The sequence below is a fragment of the Neisseria sp. P0022.S010 genome (assembly GCF_051956635.1).
Genome location: NZ_JBQCXF010000472.1, coordinates 1 through 2,277 on the forward strand (window position 1 = coordinate 1; position 2,277 = coordinate 2,277).

The following is a 2,277-nucleotide window of genomic DNA, read 5'->3' on the forward strand; positions in this document are numbered from 1 at the left end:
GCAGGACGGTGGCGGTACGGTTGCCGTTGAAGTCGTAGTGGTAGCGGATGCTTTCGGTAACGGGCAGGTACAGCATGTCGTACTGCGCATCGCGCCAGTCGGTTTCGGGCAAACCGTTTCGGGCGTTTTCTTCTTTGGACGGCACTTTCCATTGGTGCTGGCCGATGATTTGGCCGTTGCCGTTGTAGTCAAAGCAGGTAATGCTTTGGCTGTTGGCGGCACGGACGAGGTTGCCGTCAAAGTCGTATTGGTAAACGGTTTCCTGAACCTTGTCGTTATCGCGGGCGAGTGTGTGGATTAAGCGTCCCAATACATCTCGTTTGAACTCGGTAATCCGCAGCGGGGTTTGGCTGTCGAGGCCGTCTGAAAGCGGGGCGGCATCTTTTTTAGCAACGGGTTGCCCGCCCAGTTGTGCCATCAGTTTGGCGGCGAGGGAGGCGTCGTCGCCGTATTCGCGCTGTTCAATTAGTTCGTTGCCGGCGTTGTAGCGGTAGCCGGTGAGCTTATGGTCGAAACCGCTTTCGGCAATCAATCGGTCGAGGACGTCGTAGGCGAAGCGGTAGCGCGCACCGTTTTCATTGGTAAGGCCGACCAAGCGGCGGGCTTTGTCGTAATGGTAGCCGAAGGTATGGCCCAGCGCGTTGGTGCGTCGGGTTGGCAGACCGTCTTGGCCGTATTCGTAGGAAGTGGTATGGCCTTCGCCGTCGGTATGGGTTTTCAGACGACCTGCGGCATCATAGCCGAAGGTCTCTTTGCTGCCGTCGGGATAGAGGGCGAGGGTAAGGTTTTGATTGGCGTCGTAGTGGTATTCGGTATGCTGTCCCAGCGCATCGGTAATACGCGCCAACTGTCCTTCGGCGGTGTAAGAGAGTTTGGTTTCGTAACCCGAGCAGTCGGTAATCCGGTCGGGCTGATGGTTTTCGTTATAGTGATAGGCGGTACTGCTGCCGTTCGGATCGGTCACCGACAGCAACAGACCGTTGCCGGCATATTCGAAACGGGTGATGTGTTTCAGCGGGTCGGTATGGGTCAGCAGGTTGCCCGCTTCGTCGTAGGTATAGCCGTGATAACGGCCTTCCGCATCGCTTTTACGGATCAGACGGTAGTTGTCGTCATAGTCGAAATGCAGGATGACGCCGTCCGGACGGGTAATGCTTTCCACCTGGCCTTCGTTGCTGTACTGATAACGGGTAACGCGCCCCATTGCATCGGTATGGCTGAGCAGACGGCCCGAGTCGTCGCGTTCCATCAGGTTGGTGCTGCCGTCGGCAAACACCCGTTTGGTCAACTCGTTGTTGTAGTCGTAATGATATTGCTCGGTACGGCCCAATACGTCGGTTACCTCCGTGCAACCTTCGTGATAGGTAAAACGCCATTCCTCGCCCAAAGAAGTCCGGTTGCGGATGACTTTGCCGGTCGGGGTGTAATGGTCGTATTCGTATTCCGATACCAATCCGGCTGCATCGGTGTGCGACACCATCAGATTGTTCTTATAGCCGAAGCTGCGTTTGACGTTGCCGTCGCGGCCGATAACGCGGACTAAGTCACCACTACCGTTGTATTCATAGCGGACCAGCGGACTGCCGACCCGGACCGTTTCGCCAAAGTCAGGTAAACCCTCCAACGGCGATACCGACAGCAGCCGCATTTTAGGCGACTGCTCATCGGCCACATTGCCGAAGTTCAGCGAGAATACCCGTCCGTTGCCGTCAATAATGTATTGCGGCAGACCGGTCAGCGGATGATAAATGAAACGCTGATGGTTGCCGTTGGCGTCTTCTACCGCGACCAAAGGGAAGAGGGTGGAATCTTCGTCCGAACCGTCTTCAGCGACCACCAAAGGCGCAAAACGCAACGCTATCGAACCGTCCAGCGACGCAATGACATAATGCCCGTCCGGATTTTTACTGAACCAAATCTGTTCGCTTTCGAACAATACCGGTTCTTCATCATCTTCATCCACTTCCGGCAAAGGGAACAAACGGCCTTGATCGTCGATATAGGCCAATCCCGCCGCATCGCGGATGATGCGTTGGCAGCCCGGTACGCTCCAACCCTCGCCGAGCCAGCCGGTACCGTCTTGGTCGGAATAATAGCTGCGGCTCCATACCAGCGGCAAAATGCCTTCAAAGACAAAGTCGGATTCACTAGTTAGAAACTTCAAACCGTGTATCGGATTCACCGGCCGACCGGCACCCACTGCACCCTTACAGGACAGACAGGTTTTAGGGGGGAGTCTTTTGCTGAACTTGCCGTTCATATGGAACATATCGCCGG

Annotated in this window: 1 protein-coding gene; it reads right to left on the reverse strand. The window is 55.7% G+C overall.

The features are described 5' to 3' along the window. Nucleotides 1–2,277: DUF6531 domain-containing protein (locus tag ACTHUT_RS18260; RefSeq protein WP_440419318.1), on the reverse strand; the 2,277-nt coding region annotated here is incomplete at both ends.